Here is a 26,416-nt window from a genome sequence, read left to right on the forward strand (position 1 = left end):
CTGTTTTTGTAAACCCGGCTAAAGACAAGTGAGTGCAATAAAAACAAGATGCACGTCTGAAGCCGATAACAAAAACAGAAATGAAAAAAACATTTTCACTATTGATTATGCTGGCAGGCGCCATTGCAGCTTTTGCCCAGCACCCGCTCCATGGAAAAATTATTGAAAAAGATTCCCGGCAACCCCTTGCCAATGCTACTGTTGCGTTATCCGAAAATCTAAACACAATTTCTGACGAAAATGGTGATTTCCATTTCAGGAGTTTGAAAAAAGGAAGCTACACGGTAATGATAAGTTCCATTGGCTTTAAACCGCTAAAAAAAACCATACAGGTACCATCCGCTTTGCCTGTCAGCATTCTGTTGGAACGGATTGACCTGATGCTGGAACCTATAGAAATAAAGGGTGTAAGAGCAGGTGAAAGAACACCTTTTGCGAAGAGCAACCTGTCGAAAAAGGAAATTGAAAAGGTAAATATGGGACAGGACCTTCCTTTTGTACTTAACCAGCTTCCGTCTGTTATTGTAAACTCCGATGCCGGCAATGGGGTTGGCTATACAGGCATACGGATACGGGGTACAGACGCTACCAGGATTAATGTAACACTTAATGGCATTCCCTATAATGACGCGGAATCGCAGGGTAGTTTTTTTGTTGATCTGCCCGATTTCGTTTCATCGGTTAACAGCATACAGGTACAGCGGGGTGTTGGCACCAGCAGCAATGGCGCAGGCGCTTTTGGCGCCACCATTAATATGACAACCAACGAGTTTATTGAAAAAGCTTATGCCGAAAGCAATAACAGCTACGGGTCTTTTAATACCTGGAAAAATACGCTGAAAGCCGGTACTGGTTTAATTGACGGGCATTTTACGGTGGATGCCAGGCTCTCCTCATTAAAAAGCAACGGCTATATAGACCGTGCCAGCAGTGACCTGAAATCATTTTATTTATCTACTGCTTACTTCTCCGGCAAGGCATCGGTGAGGCTGAATGTTTTCTCGGGCAAAGAAAAAACTTACCAGGCCTGGAATGGTGTGCCGGAAAGCCTGCTAAAAACAAACCGTACCTATAATTCGGCAGGAACGGAAAAGCCCGGTGAGCCCTATGAAAATGAAACGGACAATTACCAGCAGGATCACTACCAGTTGTTTTACAACCAGGATGTAAACAACCGCTTTAGTTTTAATGTAGCAGCATTTCTTAGCCGCGGCAAAGGGTATTATGAGCAATATAAAGCCTCCAGGAAGTTTGCCGATTTTGGATTACCCAACTTACATATTGGCGATTCGGTAATAAGCCGTACAGATGTTGTGCGGCAACTATGGCTCGACAATTATTACTACGGAGGAATTTTTTCCCTTCTATATAAAAACAAGGGAACACAATGGATAACCGGTGGAGGATGGAACCGTTATGATGGCAGCCATTATGGCAAAATAATATGGGCGCAGGCGGGCATACCTAAGGATTATAAATGGTATGACCTGGATGCTTTTAAAACGGACTTTAATATGTACAGCAAACTTCAGCAAAAATTAACTTCCCACCTGGAATTATTTGGAGATATTCAATACAGGCATGTGAAGTACCAGTTAGATGGTTTCAGGGATAACCCCGGCTTACCTGTAAACAATACGTACCATTTTATTAATCCCAAAGCAGGAATAAGTTATACGAATCAAAACTGGTCGGGCTATATTTCTTACGCTATAGCCAATAAAGAACCCAACCGTGATGACTTTGAAGCCGGCACAACACAACAACCCCAACATGAAACTTTGCACGATCTTGAAATGGGGATTGAACAGAAAAACTATACATTTAACTGGAGCGCTTCTTTTTACTATATGAAATACCATAACCAGTTAGTACTAACAGGAAAGGTAAACGATGTGGGTGCATATGTTCGTACTAATATACCCAACAGCTACAGGATGGGTATTGAATTGCAGGCCAAATGGCAGCCTGCTCAATGGCTGAATGCTTCAGGCAATATTGCTTTCAGCCGTAACAAAGTAAAAAATTTTGTAGCCTGGTATGATGATTATGATGATGGCAGCCAGAAATCAGAAAGCTACAGCGAAAGCAATATATCCTTTTCACCTTCCGTTACCGGCAGTGCCGCCATTAATTTTGTGCCTTTACAAAACTGGGAGATCAGCTTTTTGAGCAAATATGCCGGTAAACAATATTTGGATAATACCAGTAATGAAGCCCGGAAATTAAATGCTTTTTATGTGCAGGACTTCAGAACCATATACACATTGAAAAACCTGCTATTCAGTGAAATTAACCTGGTGCTGCAGTTGAATAATATATTCAATAAAAAATATGAGCCCAATGGCTATACGTACAGCTATATTTCCGGCGGAGCGTTAGTAAACGAAAATTATTATTTCCCCATGGCGGGAAGGAATTTCATGGTGGGGGTGAATGTAAAATTGTAATATACTGTGGCACACCCTTATGGCTCACAGATTCCACAGAAAAGCACAGATATGGGTTAGTTGTATAAGCATTGTTTATCAAATTCAATCTGTGAGCATCCGTGCTATGAGCGAGAGACTTATCCCATACGGTCTGACGCTATGCGTACCGGCCGTATGGATTACTTAAACACCACTGCTCCTAATGGTGGCAGATGAATGTTTATTTCAAATAAACGGTTCTTTTTATCAATTTCGACAGCTTCTACATCGGGGTTAAATACATCGCCGGTTCCCCAGTATTTTTTGGCGTCACTATTAAAAACTTCTTTCCAGTCCGGCTTGTCTTTTACCTGTAATTTCCAGTTGCGGCGCACCACAGGTGTGAGGTTTAAAACAACAAGCAAATCATCTTTGGGCTGCTTTCCTTTTCTGCGGTATACAATAACACTCTCCGCCCTGTGATTAAGATCAATCCATTCAAATCCAAAAACATTAAACTGGTTTTCATACATAGCCGGCTCGGCACGAAGCAACAGATTCAGATCACGCACACAATCTTTCAATAACTTGTGGCTGTCGTATTGCAATAAGAACCAATCCAGCTCCGATTTGTAATTCCACTCACTGGTTTGTCCAAATTCATCTCCCATAAACAACAGCTTGCCACCCGGATGTGTAAACATATAAGTGTACAATAACCGGAGGTTAGCGAATTTCTGCCAGTCGTCTCCGGGCATTTTGTATATCATGGGACTTTTGCCATGCACCACTTCATCATGGCTCAGGGGGAGCATAAAATTCTCATCATAGTAGTATATCATACTAAAAGAGAACTTATCCTGGTGATGCGGCCGGTGAATAGGGTCTAACTTAAAATAATCCAGCGTATCATGCATCCAGCCCATCATCCATTTCATTCCAAAGCCCAAACCACCTTCAAAAGTGGGTCTGCTAACGCCCGGCCAATCCGTTGCTTCCTCCGCAATGGTTTGCACATCAGGAAAATCGCGAAAGATGGTTTCATTCAAATCTTTTATAAAAGCAATGGCTTCCAGGTTGCCATCGCCACCATGCTCATTGGGTTCCCATTGCCCGGTTGTACGGGAGTAGTTTAATTTAAGCATAGAGCTTACCGCATCTACGCGAATGCCATCGGCATGATATTTATCCAGCCAATACCGGGCACTGCTGATCAGGAACGATTTTACCTCTCCTCTTTTATAATTGAATATATAGCTGTTCCAGTCGGGGTGAAAGCCTTTGCGCATATCCGCATATTCGTATGTATGCGTGCCATCAAACATAAATAAGCCATGCGCATCGTAGGGAAAATGCGAGGGTACCCAATCCAGTATTACTCCTATTTCTTCACGGTGGAATGCATCCACCAGTTCCATAAATCCCTGCGGATCGCCAAAGCGTGAAGTAGGTGCAAAATACCCTGCCCCCTGGTAGCCCCATGATCCATCGAAAGGATGCTCCATAACAGGCATGAACTCTACATGTGTAAAGCCCATTTCTTTTACATAGGGTACCAGGCGCTCCCTTATTTGCGTATAGGTGTTATAACTTTCTTCGTCATTCCTATCGGGCCGCATCCAGCTCGCCAGGTGCACCTCATATACACTCCAGGGTGCATCCGAAGAGTTATTGCGCTTCCTGCTTTTCATCCACGCGGCATCATTCCAGTTGTAATCTAACGCCCAGGTAATTGACGCTGTAGCAGGCCTTTTTTCCCAATACCAGGCAAAAGGATCTCCTTTATCCTGCCTGCTTCCTTCATAACCATGGATATGATATTTATATACTTCTCCTTTCTGAAAATGTGGAATAAAGCCTTCCCAAATACCCGAATTGTCGAGCCGTACAAATAAAGGATGCGTTTCATTATCCCAGTTATTAAAATTACCTTTAACCGATATATAAGATGCGTTGGGCGCCCATACCGCAAAATAATAGCCATTGGTATCCAGCACCCTTGCAGGCCTTGATCCAAATAAAGTATACAAGCTGTAGTGTGTACCCTGCTGAAAATTACGGATATCTTCATCGGAGAATAAAGAATAGTTCCATACTGTTTTTGTACTGTCTACAAAATGAATATCCTCATATTTTACGCCTGTCACATTATTATGGGGGTTCATCACATTTTTAGATTTGATTGCTGATTGTTTCGTTTTTTTGGAAACTTCTTTTGCGGAACCTGTTTTGGAGGCTTTTTTTTGTAGGTTTATTTTTTTATTTGCGGATTTTTCAGGTTTTGGCATTTGGCTGTGTTTATGTGTGAAAAGCTATTTAAAGTCAGATTAAAAGTACGGCTTATGAATTTAAACATAAATAATAGATTTTTTATAGTTCACCTCTGTTCCAATAAATAAGCTTATGCGCCAATTAAATACCTGCCTGATTGCTATCCTGTGTATTGTATCAGAAACATACGGTCAACAAGCATCCATTACCGGATCAGTTTTTGACACTGCCAATCAAAAAAAATTGCAATACGCTGTAGTTACACTACTGAATCCGGCCGATTCTTCCATAATTGCTTTTACAAGAACGAACAAAGACGGTAATTTCAGTTTATCTGCACGCTCTCCCGGGAAATTTTCCATTATGATCTCCTACCCTTCATTTGCAGACTACGTGGATGAAGTAGAACTGCAACCCGGCGCTGTTGCCAACCTGGGAACAATCCGTCTTACCAATAAAAGTATCCTGCTAAAAGAGATCATCATCAGGCAGAACAATGCTATGCGTATGAAAGGAGATACACTTGAGTATGCGGCTGATAGTTTTAAGGTGAGGGCTAACGCCAGCGCGGAAGAATTGTTAAAAGCCATGCCGGGTATACAGGTTGATAAAGATGGAAAAATTATTGCTCAGGGCCAGGAAGTGCAGAAAGTACTGGTAGACGGGGAAGAATTTTTTAGCGATGACCCTACCGTGGCTACCCGAAACATAAGAGCTGATGCAGTGGATAAAGTGCAGGTATTTGATAAAAAAAGCGACCAGGCCGCATTTACCGGAATTGATGACGGTGAAAAAACCAAGACGATCAATCTTAAACTGAAAGAAGATAAGAAAAACGGCTATTTCGGTAAAGCATCAGCAGGTGGCGGGCTGAAGGATAAGTTCAATAATGAAGCGATGATAAACTTTTTTAAAGGTAAAAGAAAAGTCGCGGCATTCGGCACAATGTCAAATACCGGTCAAACGGGACTTAACTGGCAGGATAGCCGAAAATATGGTGTTACAGAAGATAATTTTGAATACGATGAGAACAGTGGCTTCTTTTATTCATTTGCTCAAAATGACGCATTTGAGTTTAACGGTAACGGGCTGCCCAAAGCATGGACCGGCGGGCTTCACTTTTCGAATAAATGGAATGAAGACAAACATAATTTCAATGCCAGCTATATGTATAAGAAACTAGATGTGGCAGGTGATGGAGAAACCCGAACCCAATATATCCTTCCCGATACGCTTTATTATATTAACCAGCGCAATACCAGTTTTTCACAACGCGACCGCAATACCCTGAACGGCAAATATGAAATACAGCTCGATTCATCCTCTTCGCTGAAGTTTGTGTTTAGCGGGTATAAAGGCCGAACGGAAACCAGCAGTATTTTTTACTCCGAAGCGCTGAATGAAAATTCAGGCCCGGTAAACACCAGCAACAGAAAAACCTCTAATAAAAACCAGGAATCTTCCCTAAATACCAGTATCATTTACAGGAAGAAATTTAAAAAGACGGGGAGAACCATCACGGCTACGATGGAACAAAAGTATACGGATAATGATTCGCAGGGATACCTTGACGCGGTTAATAACTACTATGGGGAGGCTGGAGAAATTTTTCAGAACGACACGATCAACCAGCGCAAGTACAACCACAGCAAGCTGTTTACTTTTAACGGGAAAGTGACCTATACTGAACCTATAGGCAACAATAATTACGTGATACTGAACTATGGCATTTCCAATACTACCAGCAGCGCCGACCGGTCTACCTATGATTATAACGATGGCAAATACGATGTGCTTAACCCATTTCTGACCAATGATTATGATTTTCTTGTTACTACTAACGCCGGTGGTGTTGCTTACCGCATAGCCAAAAAGAAATACAATCTTTCTTTCGGCAGCGACCTGGCTTCGCAGGCCTATACACAAAAAGATAAGCTTAAAGATTCATCCTTTCATTACAACAGGCTGAACCTTTTTCCAAAAGCCAACTTTTCCTATAACTTTAAACCACAAACAAGGCTTAGCCTAAATTACAACGGAAGTACACAGCAGCCTACCATCCAGCAGATACAACCGGTGCAGGAAAACAATGACCCCCTTAATATTTTTACCGGCAATCCCGATCTTGAGCCCGCATTCAATCATCGCTTCAATATTTTTTTCAACGACTATAAAGTGCTCAAGCAAAGGGGCATCTTTGCCAATGCAAGCTTTAATGTTACCGACAATGCCATTACTTCAAGCAATACGGTAGATAAATTCGGCAAACGCATATACCAGTCTGTAAACAGCAACGGCACTTACAATTATTCATCTTACATAAGTTACAACATGGAAGTGCCTTCCATTAAAACCAGGTTCTCCGCTAATATTAATACCTACGGAGGCAAGGGGATCAATTTTGTAAACCTTGAAAAAAACATTACACACAACAATACTTACGCTGCGGGTGTTGGAGGTTATTTTTCCAAAGAAAATAAAATGGGTATCAATCTCCGCACAAACGTATCGTACAATACTTCGCTTAGCTCCATCAATGAAGCAGTTAAAACAAAATACTGGGTATATACCTATAATATTGATACTTATTTTGCACTCCCTTACAAATTTGATCTCTCCAGCAATGCCGATTTTAATTTCAGGCAAAAAACAAATGTTTTCGACCAGAACCGCAACACCATTATATGGAATGCATCGCTGAGCAAGCGTTTGTTTAAAGAAACCTGCTCTTTGAAATTCTCCATAAATGATATCCTGGATCAGAACATCGGGTTCAGACGGGATATACAAAGCAATTTTATCACCGAGAACACTTACGCTACATTAAGACGGTTGTGGACAGTAAGCTTTACCTGGAATTTTTCTAAAAACAATGCACAAACACAAAACCCATAGCCATGAAACGAAACAGCAGTATCATTTTGTCAATATTACTGGGCATAGTGCAGATATCAAACGCACAATTTATTCTGAAAGGGAAGATTGAGTTTGAAAAAACCGTTAACCAGCACAAGCAAATGGACCTGGGCGATGATGGCTGGGCTACAACCCTTAAAAAGCAAACACCGGAGTTTAAGCACACCTATTTCAACCTGGTATTTTCCGGAGACAAGACGTTGTATGCGCCCGGGCGTGAAAGCAATGAAAAGCCCAGTCCTTTTGGTGAAGGCCCGGCCTCATCTAATATGGTATATACCGATTTTGCAAATCAAAGAACCGTAGCAGCCAAACAGGTGTTTGATGAGTCTTTTCTTATACAGGACAGTTTACGCAAGTACCAGTGGCATCTTACAAAAGATACCCGTAAGATAGCCGGCTTTGAATGCAGGAGAGCTTTTACAGTTATTATGGACTCCGTATTTGTGGTAGCTTTTTACACCGATGAAATTGTTTCAGTTGGCGGCCCGGAATCTTTCCAGGGGTTACCCGGGATGATCCTCGGTATTGTTATACCCAGGCTGTATACCAACTGGTACGCTACCAAAGTGCAGCTTGAAGAAGTAAAAGAAGCGGCCATTGCTCCCCCTAAAAAGGGTAAAACCACCAATTACTCCGGCATGGAGAAGACGATACAGGATAGCCTTAAGCGCTGGGGTAAATGGGGTAAAAAGTATATATGGCAGATTATGATATAAGGTTAATCAACAGAATAACATGAAGGCTTTGTTGAAAACATTTTTAGAAGTGCAGCAATGATGACGCCCCCGATTGCATTGAATGCCTGGGTGCAATGGCTGGAAGCGCATATGTTTACCTGCCCGTTGGTAAAATACTGGAATATGGAATGCCCGGGCTGTGGCATGCAACGCAGCCTGCTTGCGTTGTTTAAAGGAGATTTGTTCTCTTCTTTGCAATTATATCCAGCCTTACTACCACTGATGATCCTGATTGCCTATGCCGTGCTTCACCTGAAATATAAATTTTCCGGCGGTGCAAAAAACATTATTGTAATGCAGGCAGCGGTTGCAAGTATCATTACAGCACATTACATTTACAAAATTTATACGCATCAAATTCTTCATTAAATGACTCCGCAGGACAGTTCCTTATTTGCCCCCCAATCGCAACGCTCACTACCCAACGCATCCGCAGTACTGGTGCTTGGTATTATTTCCATTATCGGCTGCTGCTGCTACGGTATTCCCGGTGTAGTATGTTCCATAATAGCACTGATCCTGTACAGTAAAGACACCCAATTGTACCAGTCTAATCCTGAGTGGTATACCGCTTCATCGTACAGCAATTTGCGTACAGGAAGATTATGTGCTATTATTGGGCTCATTCCCTCCATACTTTTTCTTTTGTTCTGGATATTCATACTACTCACTGCCGGCTTTGGCATCCTTACCAACCCGCAGGATGTTTTTAACAGGATATAAGAAAAAAATAAGGAGGATAAAAAAAATGAAAAAAAATTTGAAAACCCGGACAAATGACCGTAAATTTGGGACAAATAATAGGTTGGCTAAAAAGTATAATATAGAAGAAGATTTGCCTTTAAATATATTAGAGGATCCGGCAGTTCCCTATGGTGCGGTTGCCCCCTCCAGCCCGTTTCTTAGCCTGGTTCGGGGGGTTCTGCAACTGTTGGGTATACCAGGCCAAACAACACACTCCCCTATCCGAAATAATGCAGATTTTATCGGTATTATCCGGGAAGGCGTTCCCAGAAAAGCTCTTGATCACCTTATGGAAAATACTGGTCTTACGGTAGCTGAAATATCAACCATTATCAGAACTTCAGACAGAACGCTCAGAAGGTATACAGCAAAGCAAAAGCTAAATCCTGAGCAATCGGAAAGAATCATAGAACTGGCTAAATTATACAGCCGCGGGGAAGATGTTTTTGGCAATATGGAGGGCTTCAAACAATGGATGAACAGCAGCATAGTAGCTTTAGGTAATAAAAAACCCAAAGAGTTTTTAGATACTTCCCTGGGGATAGACCTGTTAATGAATGAGCTGGGAAGAATTGAACATGGAATTTTTGCCTGATGAGAAGCGTATACCGTATCAGCAAATGCATGTATATAGACGATTTGAAAGGCACCGGTGCAGCCAGCTATTCGGGGCGGTGGCACAGCAAGGGAACCTATATTTTATATACTGCCGCAACACCTTCATTGGCATTGCTGGAAAGCGTAGTACACCTTGCGGGCATACCCTTAGAAGATTATTGCATGCTTTGCCTCGAAATTCCGGAAAATAATATTCTTACTATAGCAATTAAAGACCTGCCTGAAAGCTGGTATGTGAATCCACCGCCCGGTTCCCTGGCGATCATCGGGGATCATTTTATTCAAAGAAATCAATACCTCGCAATACAACTGCCTTCGGCTATTATGCCAGAAGACAACAACTTGCTTATCAATCCCAATCACAAAGATTTCGGAAAAATAAAAATAGCATATAAGCGGATTATCCCCATAGATAAACGGCTGTTATAATACCCGCTTTATTATCCACCCAATATCTCATGTCCCAGTTTATCTCTTTTGGTTCTAAGGTATTTTTCATTATGTGGATTAGGGTGAATTTGCAAAGGAACATTTTCAACAATATCCAGTCCATAACCCACCAAACCCACTCTTTTACGCGGGTTGTTGCTTATCAGCCTCATTTTATTAATACCAAGAGAGCGCAGAATTTGAGCGCCCACTCCATAATCTCTTTCATCCATTTTAAATCCAAGGTGCAGGTTGGCCTCCACTGTATCCATTCCTTCTTCCTGCAGTTTGTATGCTTTCAATTTGTTTACCAGTCCTATTCCCCTCCCTTCCTGGTTCATATATAATACTACGCCTTTACCTTCTTTTTCTACCATTTTCATGGCTTCATGCAGTTGTTCGCCACAATCGCAGCGCATAGAGCCCAGTATATCGCCGGTAAAACAGGAAGAGTGCACACGAACCAGTACAGGCTCATCTTTTTGCCATTCTCCTTTCACCAAAGCCATATGCTCACCACTGGAAGGATTGTTCCTCTCCCGGAAAATAATAAGTTTAAAATAACCATATTTAGTGGGCATATCCACCCTAACAATTTCTTCAATCAGCGAATCTGCTTTTAACCGGTATTCTATCAGGTCTTTAATCGTAATTAGCTTAAGATCAAACTTCTTTGCTATCTCCTGCAATTCCGGCAATCTTGCCATAGAACCATCATCATTCATAATCTCTACCAGTACTCCCCCATAAGGAGCATCAAAACCGGCCAGGCGCGCCAGGTCAATGGTTGCTTCGGTATGGCCTGCACGTCTTAAAACGCCGCCAGCTTTGGCTTTTAACGGAAACACATGTCCCGGACGGCCTAATTCAGACGGTTTTGTTCGAGGATTAATGAGGGCTTTGATTGTTTTAGAACGATCGTGAGCAGAAACACCCGTTGTACATCCATATCCTAAAAGATCAACCGACACGGTAAAAGGTGTTTCATGCAGGGAAGTATTACTAAGCACCATCAAATCGAGGTTCAATTCCATGCATCTTTCTTCGGTTAATGGCGCACAAACCAGTCCCCGCCCGTATTTGGTCATAAAGTTAATGATCTCAGGCGTAGCGTTTGCGGCGGCAGTAATGAAGTCTCCTTCATTTTCACGATCCTCATCATCCACTACAATTACCAGCTTACCGTTCTTTATATCTTCAATCGCACTTTCAATAGTATTGAACATCTGCAAAATTTTGGCAAAGTTACGAATTCGGGGCCACTCGATTATGCATTACCATTTTGGGCAGGTTTCCACATTTATATTTTCACATTCCTTTTCCCCACCCCCATTTTAAAAACTCCGGCATGGCCTTAGCCCAGGTAGCCACGTCATGCCTGCCATCTGTCAGTTCAAGGTATTTAATATCGGTAAGCCTGTTGTAGCCTTTATGTTCCAGTTCTGCTATCAATCCAATTGTATCGTCAATAGAATCAATGATGCCGTTCTTATTCCGGTCTTCCGTTTCATCAAGCGTGCCGGTTTCGAAAAAAAATTTAAGCCAGGGGGAATAATTTCCTTTTCTTATCTGTGCATGCATAATGCGATCTGTATCTTCTATATATCCTTCATCAAGCCCCCTTGTTCTCCACCAGAACGATCCGCTGAAAACGCCGGCTTTTACAAATGATTCCGGGTGATTCCATATAATATCCAGGGCAGATAAGCCGCCCAGTGAAAAACCCGCAAATGATTTTTCTTTAAATACAGTTATACCACTTTCGGCGGTGATAAAAGGAAATAGTTCATCCAAAATGAACTGCGTATATAATCCCGCCTTAGCACCTCTTCCCTTATAATCTTTTACGGCCGCTGTTCCATATTCATTCTTCCTGTCATCTCCACAGTGTACCCCCACGCAAAGCAGCGGCCGGATTTCATTTTTCCGGTACAACCCCGCAAGCAAATCCACCAGCCCCAGTTCTTCCATATCCTGTCCATCATTAATGAGCAATAAACTCATTTCATTTTCCTTAGCAGACATAACAGGTATAAAGAAATCAATACGCACATCCCGCCGGAGAAAGCGGGACGGGAGAACATATTTTTTTACAGCTACTATTGTTTGATTTACAAGCGCCATCAGCACCAAATATAACGGAAAGATTTAAAGATAATTTGATCCGGTAAAATAGTTTTTAGTTATCTTACAAGCACTTAAAATCTTTTAATAAATGCCCGGGCGATGCTGCACGGAGAAAAAAAACAGTATGAAGAAAATCGGAATTCTGCACGGCAAAGAAAGATCCTTCCCCAACGCTTTTGTAGAACGGATCAACCGCAAAGGGGCTGATGGTATTATTGCAGAGTCAGTATCCATCAGTAAAGTAGTACAGGGTGAGCCAAGCGGATATACGGTAATTATTGACCGCATATCGCAGGATGTTCCTTTTTACCGCGCTTTTCTTAAAAATGCGGCTATCAGCGGCACCGCGGTTATTAATAATCCATTTTGGTGGAGCGCTGATGAAAAGTTTTTTAACAACGCGCTGGCTACAAAAATTGATGTGCCGGTACCCAAAACAGTTATCCTGCCCTCAAGAGATTTACCGGCCGATACATCAAACGAATCGTTCGCCAACCTTTCCTTTCCTTTAGACTGGGAAGGTATTTTTAAATATGTTGGATTTCCCGCTTATATGAAGCCTTTTGCGGGAGGCGGATGGAAAAATGTGTACCGGTTAGAAAATATGGAAGATTTTTTTGACAAGCACAGTGAAACAGGCGAACTGGTAATGCTATTGCAGGAAGAAATTGTATTTGATGAATATTACCGGTGTTATTGTATTGGCGGCAAGCATGTACGCATCATGCCTTATGAACCCCGCAACCCGCATCATCTCCGGTACACGAGCAGTTTTAAGCCTTCGCCGGAGCGATACCAGCTTATGGAAGCCATTGTTTTACGAATTAATAAATACCTGGGGTACGACTTTAATACCGTAGAACTGGCAATCCGCAACGGTATCCCCTATGCCATTGATTTCTGCAATCCTGCTCCCGATGCGGAGATAACCAGTGTGGGTGAAGAGAATTTTGAATGGGTTGTAGAAACATCTGCTAATTATGCTATAGAGCGGGCGCAAAACAGCAGCGGGGGAAAAGATAACCTTACCTGGGGAGAATATGTGAAACGGAGTATAGAAAAGCAGCCACTGATATAATTTAGGATTTGATATTGACCGGTTTGGATTTTGACACTTAAACCAGGATAGCTCGGGATTATATTTATGTTTTATTGAATTAATAATTATTACTTCCCGTTCTCTGACCGCACTAAATGAAATCAACCATATGGCTAATCTGAATTATAAACAATTTACGCTGGGCGTGGAAGAAGAGTACATGGTAATTGATCCTGAAACTTTTGAACTGAAAAGTCACGAACAAAAAATTGTATCTGAAGGGCAAAAGATCATAAAAGACAAAGTAAAGGCAGAAATGCACCAGGCAGTGGTAGAAGTAGGCACGGATGTATGTGAAGATATAGATGCCGCATATAACGATGTGAGGCTTTTACGTAAAACCATTGCCGGCATTGCAGGTGAACTCGGTTTTGGAATGGGTGCTTCAGGCACTCATCCTTTTAGCTTATGGGAAAGACAATTAATTACAGACAATATACGCTATCAGAAAATTGTAAATGAAATGCAGGATGCCGCCCGTAGCAATCTTATTTTTGGTTTGCACGTGCATGTAGGTATGGAAAGCCGGAGGATGGCTATACATATCGCCAATTCGGCCAGGTATTTTTTACCGCATGTGTTCGCGCTCAGCACCAACTCACCTTTCTGGGAGGGAAGATATACGGGCTTTAAATCATACCGGACAAAGGTATTTGACAAATTTCCACGCACAGGCATACCCGACTATTTTGAAAGTATTGAAGCTTATGACAATTATGTAAACCTGCTGATCAAAACCAATTGTATTGACAATGCCAAAAAAATATGGTGGGACCTGCGTGTTCATCCTTTTTTTAACACCGTTGAATTCCGCATTTGTGATGTGCCGTTAACCGCAGATGAAACAATAGCTATTACGGCTCTGTTCCAGGCCATCTGCGCTAAACTGTATAAGCTCCGGATGGAAAATATGAATTTCATACAGTACTCACGGGCATTGGTAAACGAAAATAAATGGCGTGCCAGCCGCTATGGGTTAGACGGGCACCTGATTGATTTTGGCAAAGAAGAAGAAGTAAATACCAGGGTACTGATTTATGAACTTCTTGACTTTGTAGATGATATGGTAGATCACCTGGGATCGAGACACCGGCTTGCGATTGTACAAAAGATAATTGAAACCGGTACAGGAGCCGACCGGCAACTGGCTGTTTATGAAAGCACAAAAAATATGACAGCCGTAGCCGCATATATCCATTCGCAGTTCCTGGAAGATTTATGATAACCTCATTGCTTACCCCTGCTGCAGATGATGTATGCACTTTTTAAGACTGTCGTTCCACAAGGGTATACTTACGCCATACTTTTCCCTGATCTTTGAGGTATCCAGCAATGAATAAGCAGGCCGTTTAGCGGGCGTGGGATACGCGGTAGCGGGTACCGGATGCAAAAAGCAACCGGCGCCGGTCATTTCTTTTATAGCCACCGCAAAATCGTACCAACTGATCCTGCCTTCATTGCAATAATGATAAATACCGGGAAGCCAATGTGTACTGCTTATTATTTTCATAATGACATGAGCAAGATCGGGCGCATATGTAGGAGAACCTACCTGGTCATTCACTATGTTCAACTGCTCTTTTTCTTTCATTAAGCGTATCATGGTTTTTACAAAGTTGCTTCCATATTCACTATATACCCAGGCTGTGCGTATGATTATAGTTTCAGGATCATACGCTATCGCTAACGCCTCCCCTTTTGCCTTGGAAGCGCCATATATGTTTATGGGATCAACCGGATCGCTTTCTTTATAAGGAACAGAAGACAATCCGTTAAAAACATAATCGGTAGAAATATGTATAAGCTTCGACCGCCAGCCTGCACAGGTTTTTGCAAGTTCCTTAACAGCTTCCGCATTGATAAGGAAAGCGCTTTCTTTACCTGATTCGGCTTTATCAACGGCTGTGTATGCCGCACAGTTAATACAAAACTGCGGTTGAACAGCTTCAAAAACGGCTTCCATTTTAGCCCTATCGTCAAGCGGCAGAGCTGCTTTTGTTAGAAAAACAAATTCAAAACGAGGGTAACGGTCCGCTATACCCGCTATTGACTTTGCCAATTGGCCTCCGGCGCCAGTTATAAGTATTTTAGGCTTTTGCATGAATAGAAATTATCCTTCAAATACAAAATGATTGTTACAAGTCTTAAACGGGGGATGTGTAATATCTTTTTCAGACAAAATGATTTTACCGGGCGGAATTTTCCAGTCAATATGTAAAGAAGGATCGTTGTAAGCAATACTTCCTTCTGATGCTTTGTCATACAGATTATCGCACTTGTAGAGCACAGTAGCATTTTCACTTAATACCGAAAAGCCATGGGCAAAACCAGCGGGGATAAGCAATTGCAGTTTATTTTCGGCGGAAAGTTCTATGCTGTATGCTTTGCCATAGGTGGGAGATCCCTTTCGTATATCTACTGCTATGTCTAATATTTTCCCTTCCAGCGCGCGCACAAGTTTTGTTTGGGCTTTGGGAGGATTTTGATAATGTAACCCCCTGATCACGCCATAGCGCGAGTAGGATTGATTATCCTGGATCCATTGATAACCCAGATTTTCCTTTTGAAAAATATTTTGATTATAACTTTCAAAGAAATACCCTCTTGCATCCTCAAATACAACAGGCTGAAATATAAGAAGGCCGGGGAAATCGGTTTTTATAAACGGCATTAGAATTTAATTGTATTATCACAGCATACCATACGCTGTTTAATGCCCGTGAAGATACGAATGTTCCTTTATCGTTTTACATACTGCTCTGCATAAAACTGCTGATATTGGCCGGAAGTAACGTGGCTGATCCATTCCTCATTCTGCAGGTACCAGTCTACTGTTTTCTCCAACCCTTCTTCAAATTGCAGCGAGGGTTTCCATCCTAATTCTTTATTCAGTTTTGCAGCATCTATAGCATAACGCAGGTCGTGACCGGAGCGGTCTTTTACATAGGTAATCAGTTGCGCCGATTGGCCTGTGGTCCGGCCTAACTTTGTGTCCATTATAGCACACAGCAGCTTAACAAGGTCTATATTTTTCCATTCGTTATAACCGCCAATATTATAGGTTTCTCCGGTTCTGCCTTTATGAAAAATAATATCTATGGCTCCTGCATGATCTTCCACCCATAGCCAGTCTCTCACGTTTTCACCTTTTCCATACACAGGAAGGGGCTTATTATGCTTAATATTGTTGATCATTAAGGGGATCAGCTTTTCGGGAAAATGATGCGATCCGTAATTATTGGAACAATTAGATATGACTACCGGCAGGTTATAGGTATGATAATAGGCCATTACCATATGATCGGAAGATGCCTTGGAAGCGGAATAGGGTGAACGGGGATCATAGGGCGTTTCTTCCGTAAAAAAGCCGGTTTCACCTAATGAACCATATACTTCATCCGTAGAAACGTGATAAAACAGTTTGTCGCGATAGTTGTTATTCCAGTATTTACGACAGGTATTTAACAATACCGCAGTACCCATTACATTCGTCCTTACAAACCCGAGTGGATCCATTATAGAACGGTCAACATGGCTTTCAGCAGCCAAATGTATTACAGCATCAAAAGCATACTTCCGGAACAGCTCATCAATTTGTTGTTCATTACAAATATCTGCATGCTCAAAAATATAATTGGGTAGCTGATCAATATCTTTCAGGTTTTCCAGGTTGCCGGCATAGGTAAGCACGTCAACATTTACTATGCGATATGCAGGATATTTCTTTACAAATAACCTGATAACATGGGAGCCTATAAAACCTGCGCCTCCTGTTACAGCAATGGTTTTTATATACTCCGCCATTACAAACTCCAGTATTTGAGATTCTTAAATTTATTTCTGTATAAGCCTTTCAGGTCCGCAAAAATAGCGTCAGGATTGGTGATGTCAAGCAAGTACTCTTCCGTTAAGTTTTTATATTCGTTATGCGGAACGCCCAGTATAACAGCATCATAATTTTTGCCTACAGCGGGCGAAAGCGGAAAACCATATTCATGCTGCAGTTCCGTATTGTCGGCATAGGGGTCAACAATATCTACATTTAATGAAAACGCCCTCAGCTCTTTTACCATATCAATGATCTTCGAGTTCCGTATATCACTTACATTTTCTTTAAATGTTGCACCCATAATCAGTACTCTTGCACCTGTGGCTTCTTTAGCATGTTTAATGATATGCTGCACTATTTTTTTTGCCACGTACAATGGCATCCCATCATTAATTACACGTCCGGCCAATATTACCCGTGATTCATACCCCAGCTCACTGGATTTGTAGGTAAGATAATAGGGATCTACGCCAATGCAATGCCCGCCTACCAGTCCCGGCTGAAATTTTAGGAAATTCCATTTGGTGCCTGCCGCTTCCAGCACTTCGTAGGTATTGATGCCTACCATATCAAAAATAATAGACAGCTCATTCATTAAGGCGATGTTCAGATCCCGCTGTGTATTTTCAATAATCTTTGCCGCTTCCGCAACTTTTATGGAAGACGCTTTATGCACCCCCGCCTTAACCACAATTTCATACGTTTTTGCAATTTCTTCCAGCGATTCAGCATCAGAACCCGATACTACTTTAATAATCCGGGAAAGAGTATGCTCTTTATCTCCCGGGTTAATCCGTTCGGGTGAATAACCTAATTTAAAGTCAACATTCAATTTCAAACCACTGAGCGCTTCAATAATAGGGAGGCAGTCTTCTTCCGTGCAGCCCGGGTATACGGTAGATTCATATACCACATAATCTCCTGCTTTTATTACTTTACCAATCGTTTCGGAAGCTTTTTTTACCGGCAAAAGATCGGGCACATTATGATCATCAACAGGTGTAGGAACAGCAACAATAAAAAACTTGGCTTCCCGCAATACGTCCAGTGAATTGGTAAATTCAATATCACATCCTTCAAAAGCAGAGGTCTCCAGTTCATTACTCGGATCAATGGACTGCTTCATCATATCAATGCGTTTGGCATTGATATCAAAACCAATTACACTCACTTTTTTTGCAAATTCAAGTGCAATAGGTAATCCTACATAGCCTAATCCTATTACGGCCAATTTTGCTTTTTTGTCAATAATATCCTGGTAGATTAACATAAATGTTACTTTTTAAATTCTTTGGGTAGTTTATATAATTCTTCTTTGGGTAAAGATTTGAAGTATTCGCAGGTAATTTTCAATCCCTCCGCACGATTCACTTTAGGTTCCCAGCCCAATATTTCTTTTGCGCGGGTAATATCGGGGCGCCGTTGCTTAGGGTCGTCTGTAGGTAACGGTTTATATACAATTTTCTGATGCGTTGCCGTAAGTTTAATTATTTCTTCAGCAAATTCTTTGAGGCTGATCTCATCGGGATTTCCAATATTTACAGGATAAACATAATCGCTGTATAGTAAGCGGCAAATGCCTTCAATAAGATCATCCACATAGCAGAAAGAACGGGTTTGCGAGCCATCGCCAAATACGGTAAGGTCTTCGCCACGCAAAGCCTGTCCAATGAATGCCGGCAAGGCTCTCCCATCGTTGAGGCGCATGCGTGGTCCGTAAGTATTAAAAATACGAACGATCCTGGTTTCAACATGGTGAAAAGTATGGTAAGCCATTGTTATAGCTTCCTGGAACCGTTTGGCTTCATCGTATACGCCGCGCGGTCCAACAGGGTTTACATTTCCCCAGTAATCTTCCGTTTGCGGATGCACTAACGGATCACCATATACTTCAGAAGTGGAAGCCACTAATATCCTTGCCCCTTTTGCTTTAGCCAGTCCCAGGCAGTTATGCGTACCCAGCGAACCTACTTTTAAGGTTTGGATGGGAATTTTAAGATAGTCAATGGGGCTTGCCGGGGATGCAAAATGAAGAATATAATCTACAGGCCCGGGAACGTGAATGAATTTTGAGATATCATGGTGATAAAACTCAAATTGTTCCAACGCAAACAAGGATTCAATGTTCCTCAGGTCACCCGTAATCAGGTTATCCATACCAATAACATGATAGCCATCATTGATGAACCTGTAACAAAGATGTGAGCCTAAAAACCCTGCCGCACCTGTTATCAATATTCTTTTTTTCATTTTTATTTTTATTTATTGAGCAACTACCGGGCGCCCTATACTTTCATAATAAAATCCCAGTTCCCTGATGGCGTTCACATCAAACAGGTTCCTGCCGTCAAAAATTACTTTCCGTTTCAAATTAGATACAATTTTCAGGAAATCCGGGGTTCTGAACTCATTCCATTCCGTGGCAATTACCAAAGCATCGGCATCTTTTAAACAATCATACTGATTACCGGAGAAAGTAATTTTGTCGCCCACCAGTTGCTTCACATTGTTCATGGCTTCCGGATCATATGCCACCACCGTTACGCCTTCTTTCAGTAACGCATCAATAATTTCCAGCGCAGGCGCTTCCCTGATGTCATCGGTATTAGGCTTAAAGGCCAATCCCCATAATGCAATTTTTTTACCTTTCAGGTCGTTATTAAAATACTTCTTTATTTTAGATACCAAATGCAGCTTTTGTTTTTGGTTCACCTCCATTACAGCATTCAGTATTTTAAAATCGTAGCTAACATCTTCAGCGCTTTTTACCAATGCCTGCACATCTTTCGGAAAGCAGCTTCCGCCATACCCGATGCCGGGAAATAAAAACCGTTTGCCGATCCTGTCATCGCTTCCTATGCCACGCCGCACCATATCCACATCTGCTCCCAGCTTTTCGCACAACTGGGCTATTTCATTCATAAAAGATATTTTAGTGGCAAGAAAAGAATTTGCCGCATATTTAGTGAGTTCCGCAGAGCGCTTATCCATAAAGATAACAGGGTTACCCTGGCGCACAAAAGGAGCATATAAATCGGTCATTACTTTCTTCGCTTTTTCCGATGATGCCCCTATTACTACCCTGTCGGGCTTCATAAAATCATCCACAGCTACGCCTTCCCTTAAAAATTCGGGATTAGACACCACATCAAAAGCGCCTGCTAATGCGTCTCTGTCTCCACTGGTAATTACTCCGCCGGCGCTTTCTATTATAGCCTCTTCTACCTGCCCGGCGGTTCCAACAGGAACGGTGCTTTTATCTACAATAACCTTGTATTGACCCGGCTGTATTATTTTGCCCATATCTTTGGCAACACCCAGTATATATTTTAAATCAGCCGATCCATCTTCTCCCGGAGGCGTTGGCAACGCTAAAAAAACAACTTCGGCATCTTCAACACCCTGAGACAGATTGGTAGTAAAATGCAAACGCCCTTCTTTAAGATTCCGGAGGAAAATTTTCTCCAGTCCGGGCTCATATATGGTAATTTCCCCGGCAGATAATTTGTCTACTTTGGCTTTATCAATATCTATGCAGGTCACCGCATTTCCGGTTTCGGCAAAACAGGTTCCTGTAACCAATCCAACATACCCTGTTCCTACTACAGCAATTTTCATTGAAGTGTGAATTTATTTATTAATGTACGCTAATACTTTTTGTGTAATGAAAGCAAGCTGGTCTTGGTCTAATTCCGTATGTATAGGCAGGGAAATAACCCTTTCCGTTAGCCAGTCTGTTTGAGGCAACTGGTAAGCGCCCCCGCCAAAGGCTTCAAACATTTTTTGCCGGTGGGCAGGCACAGGGTAGTAAATCATGGAGGGAACCTGGTGTTCTGCCAGGTATTTATTAAGCTCATCCCTGTTTACATTATCTAAGATTAATGTATACTGGTGAAAAACATGATTCGTATAGGATGCTACAAAGGGAGTGCTAATTTTTGAATGTCCCGCGAATGCCTTATCATAGTAAGCGGCAGCTTTTTGCCTGGCCGCAATATATTCATCTAACTTTTTAAGCTTAATATTCAATATGGCAGCCTGTAAGGTATCGAGTCTTGAATTGCAGCCCACCACTTCGTGATAATATTTTATCTTCTGCCCGTGATTGGCAATCATTTTTAACTGTTCCGCCAACTGGTCATCATTCGTAAATATGGCGCCTCCATCGCCATAACAACCCAAATTTTTGGAAGGGAAAAATGAAGTACAGCCAATAGTGCCAATAGTACCCGTTTTCTTTTTTATGCCGTTACTAAAGGTATAATTACAGCCAATTGCCTGCGCATTGTCTTCTATTACATACAGGTTATGTTTTTCAGCTATCTGCATGATGGCTTCCATATTGGCAGACTGTCCATACAAGTGTACCGGTACTATAGCCCTGGTTTTGGGGGTAATGGCTTTTTCAATGGCTTCCGGCGATATACAAAAGGTTTGCGTATCCACTTCAACAAACACGGGTTTTAACCGCAGCAAAGCAATCACTTCAGTGGTAGCAATATAAGTAAAGGAAGGGGTAATCACTTCATCTCCCGGCTGCAGCCCCAGTGCCATTAAAGCAATTTGGAGTGCATCGGTACCGTTAGCGCAGGGTATTACGTGTTTTGATCCTGAATATGCCGACAGATGCTTTGCGAAATCCTGAACGGGCTTTCCATTAATAAAAGCACAACTGTCCAGCACACTGTGAATAGCCGCATCCACCTCCGGTTTGATGTGTTCATACTGTTGCTTAAGATCTACCATCTGAATAGGCCGCATATATTCTTCTTTTTATAAATGGGTGCAAAAATAGTAAAATATGCAGAGGATAAGCAATAGGTATTAGTTTTGTAACCTATTTTAATCATTATAAGCGTGGTTACAACATTTTACAATCTGTTTATCAGGCTATACGGTTTTGCCATGAAACTCGTTGCGCAATGGAATCCCAAAGCGAAGCAATGGATCAACGGGCGAAAAGATTTTTTTGAAAAACTACCCAAAATACTGGAAAATTTACCCCATGATAACAGGCCTGTCATATGGATGCATTGCGCATCTTTAGGTGAATTTGAGCAGGGAAGACCTGTTTTAGAGAAAATAAGGCGCAGGAGTTCGCAATCAAAAGTGATCATTACTTTTTTTTCTCCATCGGGTTATGAGATCAGGAAGAACTATAAAGGCGCAGATGCCGTATTGTACCTTCCCTTAGATACCCTTTCCAATGCCCGGAATTTTATTAAGCAGATTAATCCCATGCTGGTGTTATGGGTGAGGTACGAATTCTGGCTGCATTATCTGGAAGAATTAAAAAGAAAAAAGATTCCACTTCTGCTGATATCGGGTACTATATTAAATAATAACCCATTGTACAGGGTATACCGTAAAAAACTTTTTAGTTGCTTCACTCACTTTTTTGTGCAAACCGAACGATCTGCCCGTTTTTTGCAGGCGGAAGGCTTTGAACAAAATGTAACAGTAGCGGGCGATACCCGTTTCGACCGGGTAATTGAAATTGCGGAGGCTTTTGAACCTCTTGCCCCGGTTGAAGCATTTTGCCGTGGACACAGGGTATTGGTTGCGGGAAGTACATGGACGGCAGATGAAGAAGAGCTGATGCACTATATTAAAGTGAACCCGGATATGCGATTTATAGTAGCGCCTCATGAGGTGGATGAAGAGAATATAAAAGAGCTGCAAAAAGAATTTCCGCATTCGGTACTTTTTTCGGTATTGCAGGCCAAAGTTTCCAACAATAATGCAATTGATGGATCAACCAGTGATACAACGGTAACCAATACCCTGATTATTGATAATATAGGCATGCTTTCCCGTTTATATAAATATGCCGATATTACTTATGTAGGTGGCGGGTTTGGCGATTCGGGGCTTCACAATATACTGGAAGCCGCGGTGTACGGGAAACCGGTTTTTTTCGGGCCGGTATACCAACGGCATTTTGAAGCGGTGGAAATGGAAGAAGCAGGCGGAGCTGTTAGTATAGAAAACGCGCTGGAATTAGAAACCGAACTCAATAAATTATGGAATGATGAGACTTTGCTGAAAGCAAGCGGAGATTGTGCGAAACAATATGTATATGCCAATGCCGGCGCCACGGACCGTATACTGGAGTATATTTATAAAAACCGCCTTCTCACCAACTGATCAAATTGCTTTACCGCCGGATGTTCCTCATTCCATCCTAATTTCAGTTTCAGTTCGCGCAGTATCCAGAACTCTGCTTCGGGGTAAATAGTAAAACGGTTAATGGTCTTAAGTGACCGTTCATACATATCTTCGTCTCCGCGAAAAAGTTCGCTGATGAAAATAAAGCGATCGTTTACCCCCACTGCCTTCTTAATATCCTTCAGTGGTTCTTCTTTTAATTTTTCACCCAGCTCCGTTCTCCGTTCGTATAATCTTTCGTTAATAGAGGGTTCTGTTCTGCCTATTACTTCATTAATTTCTTTTACCTGTGGCTGGTGAGCCAGGGTGGGTACTTCCTCCAGCACATTAAACCGGGGAGTGGTTATAGTTTCCTTATGTTTTGATCCGTTTTTTGAAGGCAGGGCAATTTCCGGTATCTCTTCCTCAGGTACTACATTCGATTCATCACTTTCTTTTAAGGAATCATTGTTTACTATAGTGGAAGGTTGCTCTGTTACTGCAACAGTTACACCACCCGGCATCATTACTGCAATTTTTTTACGTTCGGGTGCATGGTGCTGCTGTTTGAGCAGGAATAGTTCCGTTTGTAACATCTGCACTACATGAATAATTTGCTCTGTGGGGGCATTTTGCCGGTAGAGCTCCTGTAATTTGTTTATTAAAACGCCGATACGTTCCATTTGAATATGGTATTTTTGAGCGTTTGTTTTAAATTATAAATAGATAATACATAAATTCCGGTGAAGTTACAAACACCTTGCCACAAAATAATCATAAATGTTTACCGAGCCATACACAAAAGGAGAAAGACGCGGATGGATAGAAGTGATATGCGGCTCCATGTTCAGCGGAAAAACAGAAGAGTTGATCAGGCGGCTAAAGCGTGCCAGGATCGCCAATATGAAAGTAGCAATATTTAAGCCGTCTATTGATAAGCGGTATCATGAACAACAAATCGTGTCACATGATGAGAACGCTATTTTATCAACGCCGGTTGAAAACGCCGCGTCTATATTATCTTTTGTACATAAAACAGATGTAATTGGCATTGACGAAATACAGTTTTTTGATGATGACATCTTAGTTGTTTGCAACCAGTTGGCTTTGCAGGGAATAAGAGTAATTGTTGCCGGATTAGATATGGATTATGCGGGCAAACCCTTCGGACAAGTGCCTGGTTTGCTTGCTACGGCAGAATATATCACCAAACTTCATGCTATATGTGCGCGCTGTGGTAATATAGCCAATTACTCCTATCGCAAAACTTCCGGTGAGGGTGAGGCACAGATAATAATAGGTGAAAGCAATATTTACGAGCCAAGATGCCGCCATTGCTATAATATGGAAGAATAAAAAATAATTACCCACTTTTGACGGTGGGATTTCAATATTGCATAGCCCTTCCCCAATAATTAATCAAAACCAGAAATTTAACCAGTGAATACCTTGCCCCACATTTTTACCCTGCTAAAAAAGGATATACTGCTTGAACTAAGACAGCAATATACTTTTTACGGCGTTCTGCTGTATGTAGCTTCGTCTATATTTGTACTATACCTGGCCATACAACAACCCGAGAGCGATGTATGGAACGGATTATTCTGGATCATCCAGTTGTTTATCTGCGTAAACGCGGTAGCGAAAAGCTTTTTGCAGGAAACCAAAGGAAGGATGCTGTATTTTTACGCCATTGCGGGAGCGCAGCATTTTATTATTGCCAAGTTGCTCTACAATACCTTCATCATGCTGCTGATGAGTTTAATCAGCCTGGTACTTTTTCGTGCGCTCCTGGGCAACCCACTGGTAAATTTCTGGCAATTTACCGGCATAGTATGTATCGGATCGGTAAGCCTGAGCCTTGTATTTACCATGCTGGCTGCCATTGCGGCAAAAGCGCAGCAACAGGCTTCTTTAATGGCAATCATGGGTTTCCCAATCATCATTCCGCAATTGCTGTTACTTATGCGCATTTCCAAAGCGGGTATGGGTGAGGCATTCCAGGCTGGCGCTTTATCTGATATGGTTTGGCTGCTTTGCGGGTTAGACACGCTGGTTATGGTAATGGCAGTTATACTTTTCCCGTTTCTATGGAAAGATTAAACTCATTGTTCATTCGTTAAATTGATGTAGGTTTGCTGCATTAAATAATAAATTAAGGGATGAAGATATCCTGGTGGAAGATACTTTGCATTGTTTTATTGACTTACGTATTGCTTGGCGGACTTTTGCTGGAAGTACCCAGAAAAGCTATTTTGAATGAAACCATACGGAATATTTATTTTCATGTGCCCATGTGGTTTGGAATGATGGCACTGTGCGGCTGCTCTGTATACTACTCTATCCGTTTTTTGCGAAAACCCGACTTATTAAGCGATATCAAAGCCACCTCATATGCCTCCACAGGTATGTTATATGGCATACTTGGTATTGTAACAGGTGCCGTATGGGCCAATTATACCTGGGGCAAGCCCTGGAGCAACGATATCAAACAAATTGGCGCAGCAATAGCCCTGCTGATATATGCAGCTTACTTTGTTTTAAGAAATTCCATTACAGATATTGACAAACGGGCAAGAGTAGGTGCAGTATACAATATATTCGCTTTCGCCATGCTGCTGCCCGCATTGTGGATCATTCCGCGCATGATGGAATCTTTGCACCCCGGTGGTATGGGAAACCCGGGTGCTGACCCCAGAGACATGGACACGCGTATGAGGATGATATTCTGGCCGGCCGCCGTTCCGGGTTTTATATTGCTAGGCCTATGGATCAGTAACCTCATCACCCGCTTACGAAAAATAGAAGATAAAAACCTTTTACATGCTTAGTTCATCTGTAAAAAAATTCCTCTTAATTATAATACTATTTGTTACCGGACAATTTGTCTATGCCCAGGAAAGAGTGGAAATGGCAGACGGGTTACGCAGTAATGGTAAAATTTACGTAGTAGTAGCCGTACTTGCTATCATTTTCATGGGATTGTTCCTTTTCCTTATCAGTATAGACAGAAAAGTAAGCCGCCTGGAAAAGGAAAATAAAAAGCAATAAATCACCGCTTCCGTTAGTACTTACCCCGATTAAT

25 protein-coding genes are annotated in these 26,416 nt (G+C 41.9%); 14 read left to right on the top strand and 11 right to left on the bottom strand.

Annotated elements, in window-relative coordinates; all coding sequences use genetic code 11:
* Positions 1-80: 80 nt before the first annotated feature.
* Complete coding sequence (locus VL121_RS13055) at positions 81-2,450, top strand: TonB-dependent receptor (RefSeq protein ID WP_325405968.1); 2,370 nt, start codon at positions 81-83, stop codon at positions 2,448-2,450.
* A 161-nt stretch (positions 2,451-2,611) separates the two neighbouring features.
* On the opposite strand, the gene glgB is transcribed toward VL121_RS13055, so the two are convergent.
* Positions 2,612-4,699 (bottom strand): 1,4-alpha-glucan branching protein GlgB, encoded by a 2,088-nt coding sequence (gene glgB / locus VL121_RS13060; RefSeq protein ID WP_325405970.1) that lies wholly within the window; start codon positions 4,697-4,699, stop codon positions 2,612-2,614.
* Between the two features lie 115 nt (positions 4,700-4,814).
* Here glgB and VL121_RS13065 point away from each other — a divergent pair, with 115 nt between their 5' ends.
* The 6 genes from VL121_RS13065 to VL121_RS13090 are packed head-to-tail and all read left to right on the top strand — an operon-like array spanning position 4,815 to position 10,129.
* A complete protein-coding gene (locus VL121_RS13065) occupies positions 4,815-7,577 on the top strand; it encodes a TonB-dependent receptor (protein WP_325405972.1) in 2,763 nt (920 codons plus the stop codon).
* 2 nt (positions 7,578-7,579) lie between these two features.
* Positions 7,580-8,317, top strand: a complete 738-nt coding sequence (locus VL121_RS13070) for a GLPGLI family protein (protein ID WP_325405974.1) — start codon at positions 7,580-7,582, stop codon at positions 8,315-8,317.
* A 57-nt stretch (positions 8,318-8,374) separates the two neighbouring features.
* On the top strand, positions 8,375-8,707 hold the full coding sequence (locus VL121_RS13075) for a DUF2752 domain-containing protein (RefSeq protein WP_325405976.1): 333 nt from the start codon (positions 8,375-8,377) through the stop codon (positions 8,705-8,707).
* Positions 8,708-9,061, top strand: coding sequence for a CCC motif membrane protein (locus VL121_RS13080; protein WP_325405978.1), 354 nt, complete (start codon positions 8,708-8,710; stop codon positions 9,059-9,061).
* A 25-nt stretch (positions 9,062-9,086) separates the two neighbouring features.
* The gene (gene parS / locus VL121_RS13085) at positions 9,087-9,677 is read left to right on the top strand and encodes a type II RES/Xre toxin-antitoxin system antitoxin (RefSeq protein ID WP_325405980.1); all 591 of its coding nucleotides are present in this window, start codon (positions 9,087-9,089) and stop codon (positions 9,675-9,677) included.
* Complete coding sequence (locus tag VL121_RS13090) at positions 9,677-10,129, top strand: RES family NAD+ phosphorylase (protein ID WP_325405982.1); 453 nt, start codon at positions 9,677-9,679, stop codon at positions 10,127-10,129. Before parS ends, VL121_RS13090 begins: the two co-directional genes overlap by 1 nt.
* Before the next feature lie 11 nt (positions 10,130-10,140).
* Here the strand turns inward: VL121_RS13090 and VL121_RS13095 are convergent, their stop codons facing one another.
* On the bottom strand, positions 10,141-11,355 hold the full coding sequence (locus VL121_RS13095) for a bifunctional 3,4-dihydroxy-2-butanone-4-phosphate synthase/GTP cyclohydrolase II (protein WP_325405984.1): 1,215 nt from the start codon (positions 11,353-11,355) through the stop codon (positions 10,141-10,143).
* Between the two features lie 82 nt (positions 11,356-11,437).
* Complete coding sequence (locus VL121_RS13100; RefSeq protein WP_325405986.1) at positions 11,438-12,253, bottom strand: alpha/beta hydrolase; 816 nt, start codon at positions 12,251-12,253, stop codon at positions 11,438-11,440.
* 127 nt (positions 12,254-12,380) lie between these two features.
* Between VL121_RS13100 and VL121_RS13105 the strand changes: the two genes are divergently transcribed.
* Positions 12,381-13,334, top strand: coding sequence for an ATP-grasp domain-containing protein (locus VL121_RS13105; RefSeq protein ID WP_325405988.1), 954 nt, complete (start codon positions 12,381-12,383; stop codon positions 13,332-13,334).
* A gap of 130 nt (positions 13,335-13,464) precedes the next feature.
* Positions 13,465-14,577 carry a carboxylate-amine ligase gene (locus tag VL121_RS13110; protein WP_325405990.1) on the top strand — a complete coding sequence of 371 codons (1,113 nt, stop codon included), beginning with the start codon at positions 13,465-13,467 and terminating at the stop codon, positions 14,575-14,577.
* 12 nt (positions 14,578-14,589) lie between these two features.
* Here the strand turns inward: VL121_RS13110 and rfbD are convergent, their stop codons facing one another.
* From rfbD to VL121_RS13145, 7 genes are all read right to left on the bottom strand, one after another.
* Entirely contained in the window at positions 14,590-15,456 is an 867-nt protein-coding gene (gene rfbD / locus VL121_RS13115; protein ID WP_325405992.1) for a dTDP-4-dehydrorhamnose reductase, read from the bottom strand.
* Between the two features lie 9 nt (positions 15,457-15,465).
* Positions 15,466-16,026 (bottom strand): dTDP-4-dehydrorhamnose 3,5-epimerase, encoded by a 561-nt coding sequence (rfbC, locus tag VL121_RS13120; RefSeq protein ID WP_325405994.1) that lies wholly within the window; start codon positions 16,024-16,026, stop codon positions 15,466-15,468.
* A 68-nt stretch (positions 16,027-16,094) separates the two neighbouring features.
* A complete protein-coding gene (rfbB, locus tag VL121_RS13125) occupies positions 16,095-17,159 on the bottom strand; it encodes a dTDP-glucose 4,6-dehydratase (protein ID WP_349255356.1) in 1,065 nt (354 codons plus the stop codon).
* Positions 17,159-18,454 carry a nucleotide sugar dehydrogenase gene (locus VL121_RS13130; protein ID WP_325405996.1) on the bottom strand — a complete coding sequence of 432 codons (1,296 nt, stop codon included), beginning with the start codon at positions 18,452-18,454 and terminating at the stop codon, positions 17,159-17,161. Before VL121_RS13130 ends, rfbB begins: the two co-directional genes overlap by 1 nt.
* Positions 18,455-18,459: 5 nt before the next feature.
* Entirely contained in the window at positions 18,460-19,434 is a 975-nt protein-coding gene (locus VL121_RS13135; protein WP_325405998.1) for a UDP-glucuronic acid decarboxylase family protein, read from the bottom strand.
* A 12-nt stretch (positions 19,435-19,446) separates the two neighbouring features.
* On the bottom strand, positions 19,447-20,802 hold the full coding sequence (locus VL121_RS13140; RefSeq protein ID WP_325406000.1) for a UDP-glucose dehydrogenase family protein: 1,356 nt from the start codon (positions 20,800-20,802) through the stop codon (positions 19,447-19,449).
* 12 nt (positions 20,803-20,814) lie between these two features.
* Positions 20,815-21,945 (bottom strand): DegT/DnrJ/EryC1/StrS family aminotransferase, encoded by a 1,131-nt coding sequence (locus VL121_RS13145; RefSeq protein ID WP_325406002.1) that lies wholly within the window; start codon positions 21,943-21,945, stop codon positions 20,815-20,817.
* A 144-nt stretch (positions 21,946-22,089) separates the two neighbouring features.
* Between VL121_RS13145 and VL121_RS13150 the strand changes: the two genes are divergently transcribed.
* A complete protein-coding gene (locus VL121_RS13150) occupies positions 22,090-23,331 on the top strand; it encodes a 3-deoxy-D-manno-octulosonic acid transferase (RefSeq protein WP_325406004.1) in 1,242 nt (413 codons plus the stop codon).
* Here the strand turns inward: VL121_RS13150 and VL121_RS13155 are convergent.
* Positions 23,304-24,014, bottom strand: coding sequence for a hypothetical protein (locus VL121_RS13155; protein ID WP_325406006.1), 711 nt, complete (start codon positions 24,012-24,014; stop codon positions 23,304-23,306). The two genes, VL121_RS13150 and VL121_RS13155, sit on opposite strands and share 28 nt — an antisense overlap.
* Before the next feature lie 97 nt (positions 24,015-24,111).
* Between VL121_RS13155 and VL121_RS13160 the strand changes: the two genes are divergently transcribed.
* The 4 genes from VL121_RS13160 (at position 24,112) to VL121_RS13175 (ending at position 26,382) form a co-directional block, all read left to right on the top strand.
* Positions 24,112-24,687 (top strand): thymidine kinase, encoded by a 576-nt coding sequence (locus VL121_RS13160; RefSeq protein ID WP_325406008.1) that lies wholly within the window; start codon positions 24,112-24,114, stop codon positions 24,685-24,687.
* Positions 24,688-24,771: 84 nt separating this feature from the next.
* On the top strand, positions 24,772-25,434 hold the full coding sequence (locus VL121_RS13165; protein ID WP_325406010.1) for a heme exporter protein CcmB: 663 nt from the start codon (positions 24,772-24,774) through the stop codon (positions 25,432-25,434).
* 59 nt (positions 25,435-25,493) lie between these two features.
* On the top strand, positions 25,494-26,162 hold the full coding sequence (gene ccsA, locus VL121_RS13170; RefSeq protein ID WP_325406012.1) for a cytochrome c biogenesis protein CcsA: 669 nt from the start codon (positions 25,494-25,496) through the stop codon (positions 26,160-26,162).
* Positions 26,155-26,382, top strand: coding sequence for a CcmD family protein (locus VL121_RS13175; protein ID WP_325406014.1), 228 nt, complete (start codon positions 26,155-26,157; stop codon positions 26,380-26,382). Before ccsA ends, VL121_RS13175 begins: the two co-directional genes overlap by 8 nt.
* Positions 26,383-26,416 lie beyond the last annotated feature (34 nt).

Origin of the sequence: Agriterribacter sp. (assembly GCF_035497235.1) — a bacterium.
Lineage (GTDB): Bacteria > Bacteroidota > Bacteroidia > Chitinophagales > Chitinophagaceae > Agriterribacter.